The 4,077-nt window shown below is 59.4% G+C and carries 4 protein-coding genes; all 4 read left to right on the top strand.

Annotated elements, in window-relative coordinates; all coding sequences use genetic code 11:
• Positions 1-552: hypothetical protein (locus GXX82_05455; protein NLT22473.1), on the top strand; the 552-nt coding region annotated here is incomplete at its 5' end.
• Between the two features lie 3 nt (positions 553-555).
• Complete coding sequence (locus tag GXX82_05450) at positions 556-1,929, top strand: hypothetical protein (protein NLT22472.1); 1,374 nt, start codon at positions 556-558, stop codon at positions 1,927-1,929.
• A 93-nt stretch (positions 1,930-2,022) separates the two neighbouring features.
• On the top strand, positions 2,023-2,610 hold the full coding sequence (locus GXX82_05445) for a YIP1 family protein (GenBank protein ID NLT22471.1): 588 nt from the start codon (positions 2,023-2,025) through the stop codon (positions 2,608-2,610).
• 251 nt (positions 2,611-2,861) lie between these two features.
• A partial coding sequence (locus GXX82_05440; protein NLT22470.1) for an ammonium transporter occupies positions 2,862-4,077 on the top strand: 1,216 nt, incomplete at its 3' end.

Raw genomic sequence — 4,077 nt, 5'->3', positions numbered from 1 at the left:
GAGGCCGGGGACGCCGAGGCGCTCATCGACGCCGAAGCGGCCGTCCTCAACGAGAGCATCAAACTGATCCGCAACATCCCCGCCATCGTCATTGCCGTCATCGAGGGTGTGGCCGTCGGGGCGGGGGTGGGCCTGGCGCTTGCCTGCGACCTTTCGATAGCAACGAAGAAGACCATCATGAACATGGGGTACCGCAGGATCGGGCTCACCCCGGACGGAGGGGGCAGCATCCTTCTGCCCCGCATCATCGGAGCGAAGCTTTTCAACGAACTCTATCTTCTTTCCCGGAACGTTACCATGGATGAGGCAAAGGAGCTGGGGCTCATCAATTTCCTGTGCGATGATGGCGAGGTGGACAGTAAGCTCGACGAGCTCATCGGAAACCTGAAGGCGCTCCCCATGGAGACGATGGGCAAGTTCAAAGACCTCGTGAACCGTTGCCTCTTCTTCGGCCTGGAGACACACCTCGACATGGAACGGCGCTACGTGGCGGACCTTGCCGCCGACCCGCTTTTCAAACAGAGGCTCGATGAGTTCTTCAGGAGAAAATAGGGCGTGACGGGCCTCTACCTTTTCGCGATAGCGGCCTACATCTGTGTTCTCTGGCTCACCGGGGCCTTCGTTACACGGAAGTCCCGGTCGGCCGACGCCTATCTCGTGGCCTCGCGGGGATTGTCGGTGCCCTTCATCGCTGTGCTCATCGCCGGTACATGGATAGGGGGCGTCTCCATCGTGGGCATGGCCCAGGGTTCTTTTATCCACGGCCTGTCCGCCCTGTGGTTCCAGGCCGGTATCTGGATAGCCATGTTCGTCACCGCCATGATCCTCCCCAGGGTCCTTTCGGGCAGGAAGACCTATTCCATTCTCGACGTCGTGGGAGGTCTCTATGACAGCAGGACGACGCGCCTTGCCGGTTTGCTCCAGCTCGTTTTTTCCATCTGGATCGTGACGATGCAGATCGTGGGCGGCGGCGCCATACTGTCCGTTCTTACGAAGGGAACCATTTCCTTCAACGGCGGCATGGTCCTCACCGCTGTCGTCTTCACGCTTTACAACGTGATGGGCGGCTTCGTCGCCACGGCGTATACGAACCTCATCCATATCGTCGCCATCGTGTTCGGCATCTTTCTCGGCGGTTTTTACGTTATCTTCTCGACGGGCGGTTTGCAGGCCATGGCCGGGCAGGGTGGCCACTATTACACCCTTTTCGGGGACCTCGGTGTTTTCCAGGCGCTGAGCTGGGCCTTCATCAATTTCACGCTGGGGGTGCTCGCGCAGCCCGTCATAAACACCGCGTCCTCGGCCAGGACCTTCGCCGAAGGGAGGAAGGGAATAGTCATCGGCAACCTGATCGCCATCCCCGTCGTCATCATGGCGGCCCTTTGCGGGATAATAGCGAAGCAGCGCTTTCCGGAGATCAATTCCCTCGCCGCCCTCCCGGCGCTCATTGGCATCGTGCCGCCCTGGGTTGCCGTCTTCTTTCTCATCAGCATGTGGGCGCCTCTCATGAGCTCCGGCTCCCCTTTTCTGATGGGAGCGACGACCCTTGCCGTGAAGGGCTACGTGGCGCCCCTGTTCGGCATGGAGAGCGACAGAAAGATACTTCTCGCGTCGCGCGTGACGACGCTTCTTATCGGGGGGTTGTCCCTCGCTCTGGGGTTCTTTGTGAGGGAGATACTGCGCGAGGTGACCTGGCTGGCGGTATTCCTGAGCGCCATAGTCTACATCGTTTTTGCCGGATGGTTCGCGCGGGGAATAAGAAGCTCCTGCGCATTTGCCGCGCTCCTCGGAACCGTCGTCATCATGGCCCTTTCCTTCGTCACGGGGCTGCAAAGGACGATCCACCCCCTCTGGCCCGTTACGGTCTGGGTTGCCGTGGTGATGGGGATCGGTCTTCTGACCCGTGAAAGGGGTGTCGGGAACCCTTAAATGGCTGTACACTTTTTCGGGTATGTGGTAATAATGACAGCATACTCGGACAGATCCAAAGAGAAGCAAAGACTTGCACAATGAGGAGGACCCATGAATCTTGTTGAACGGGCAAAAGACATTATGTTCAAACCCGCGGCCACGTGGGAGACAGTCAAGGCCGAACAGACGACCGTCAAGGAGCTTTTCACCTCCTACGCCGTGATCCTGGCCATCATCCCGGCTGCCGCCGGGTTCATAGGGATGTCCCTCATAGGAACTTCCATGCTCGGGATGCACTTCCGAATCCCCTTCATATCGGGCCTCTTTCATGCCATCATCTCCTACGTCCTGACACTTGTCGGGGTCTATGTCGTCGCGTTCATCATCGATGCCCTCGCGCCTTCCTTCGATTCACGCAAGGACATCCTCTCCGCGGCGAAGCTGGCGGTTTTCTCCTTCACCCCTGCCTGGATAGGCGGCATCTTCATGATCATACCGGCGCTCGGCATGATCACCCTGCTTGCCTCCCTCTACGGGCTCTATCTTCTCTACACGGGCCTGCCCGTCCTGATGGAGACACCGAAGGAAAAGACGCTGGGATACTTCGTTGTCGTTATCATCGTCAGCATCGTGGTCTCCCTGCTGATCAACGTGCTGGCCCGTCTCGTCCTTCCCTCGGGACCGATGATGTTGCCGTAGGGAGGGAGTTACCACTCGCGGCGGTTTCTTACTTCAGTATAGTATTACCGCTCACTGATTTGAGCGGTCACAATGATGTGAGAACAACAATGGCGTTCTGAGAGAGTTCAGGGCGCCATTTCCATTCTTATGGTTGCCAGACGAAGGCGTCGTGGACCCATAAAGGGTCCGTGGCGCCTTCCTTATTTTACGGAGGAGGCGTAAAGATGAAGAAACTTCTTGCACTGTTCGTACTGTTCGCCCTGTTCGTGATGCCTGCGGGGCTTGCCTGGGCACAAGCCGGATCCGGACAGGGGGCGGCGCAGGCTCCCGCACAGGCGACCCCCGCGGCTCCGGCGCCACCGGCGGCGGCAAAGGCCGATACCGGGGATACGGCATGGCTTATCGTGGCCACGGCCCTTGTCATGCTCATGACGCCGGGGCTTGCGTTCTTCTACGGAGGAATGGTGGGCAAGAAGAACGTCCTCGGCATCCTGATGCAATGCTTTACCATCCTTTGCGTGATAAGCGTTCAATGGGTGCTTTACGGGTACAGCCTTTCCTTCGGTCCCGGAAAGGGTTTCTGGGGAGGTTTTGAGTGGGTGGGTCTCAAGGGAGTGGGACTTACCCCCTACGCGGACTACGCCGAGACCATCCCCCACCAGCTCTTCATGGTCTTTCAGATGATGTTTGCCGTCATAACCCCGGCGCTGATCATCGGGGCCTTTGCCGAGCGCATGAAGTTTGCCGCTTTCCTCATCTTCACGATACTCTGGGCGACCTTCGTCTATGACCCCGTGTGCCACTGGGTCTGGGGGATAGGGGGGTGGCTCAGGGAGATGGGGGCCCTCGATTTCGCCGGAGGAACGGTCGTGCATATCAACGCCGGCATAGCCGCCTTCATGACGGCGGTGTTCATCGGCAGGCGCAAAGGGTCGAGCAGCCACGCGATCCTGCCACACAACCTGCCCTTCACCATCCTCGGGACCGCCCTTCTGTGGTTCGGGTGGTTCGGTTTCAACGCGGGCAGTTCCCTCGGGGCGAACGATATCGCCGTCAACGCCTTTGTGGTGACCAACACGGCCGCCGCCGCCGCGGGGTTGACATGGGCGCTCATCGACTGGATATTCAACAGAAAGCCGACCATGCTCGGCATGGCAACGGGCGCCGTGGGCGGCCTTGTGGCGATAACCCCGGCGGCTGGTTTTGTGAGTGCGCTGTCGGCCATCCTCATCGGGGTCTTCGTCAGCATATTCTGCTATTTCGCCGTTGCCTGGATCAAACCGAAATTCGGTTACGATGACGCGCTCGACGTCTTTGGCGTCCACTGCGTGGGCGGCATCTGGGGGGCGCTCGCCACTGGGCTTTTCGCCTCGAAGGCGGTGAACCCGGCCGGTGCCGACGGCCTTTTCTTCGGCAACCCGAAACAGTTCCTCGTCCAGGTGATCGCCACCGCTGTGACCATTGCCTACAGCTTCGTCGCCAGCT

Source organism: Syntrophorhabdus sp. (assembly GCA_012719415.1).
GTDB lineage: Bacteria > Desulfobacterota > Syntrophorhabdia > Syntrophorhabdales > Syntrophorhabdaceae > Delta-02.
Note: the sequence above shows the minus strand (reverse complement) of the source record. Positions and strands in the feature narration are given on the sequence as shown.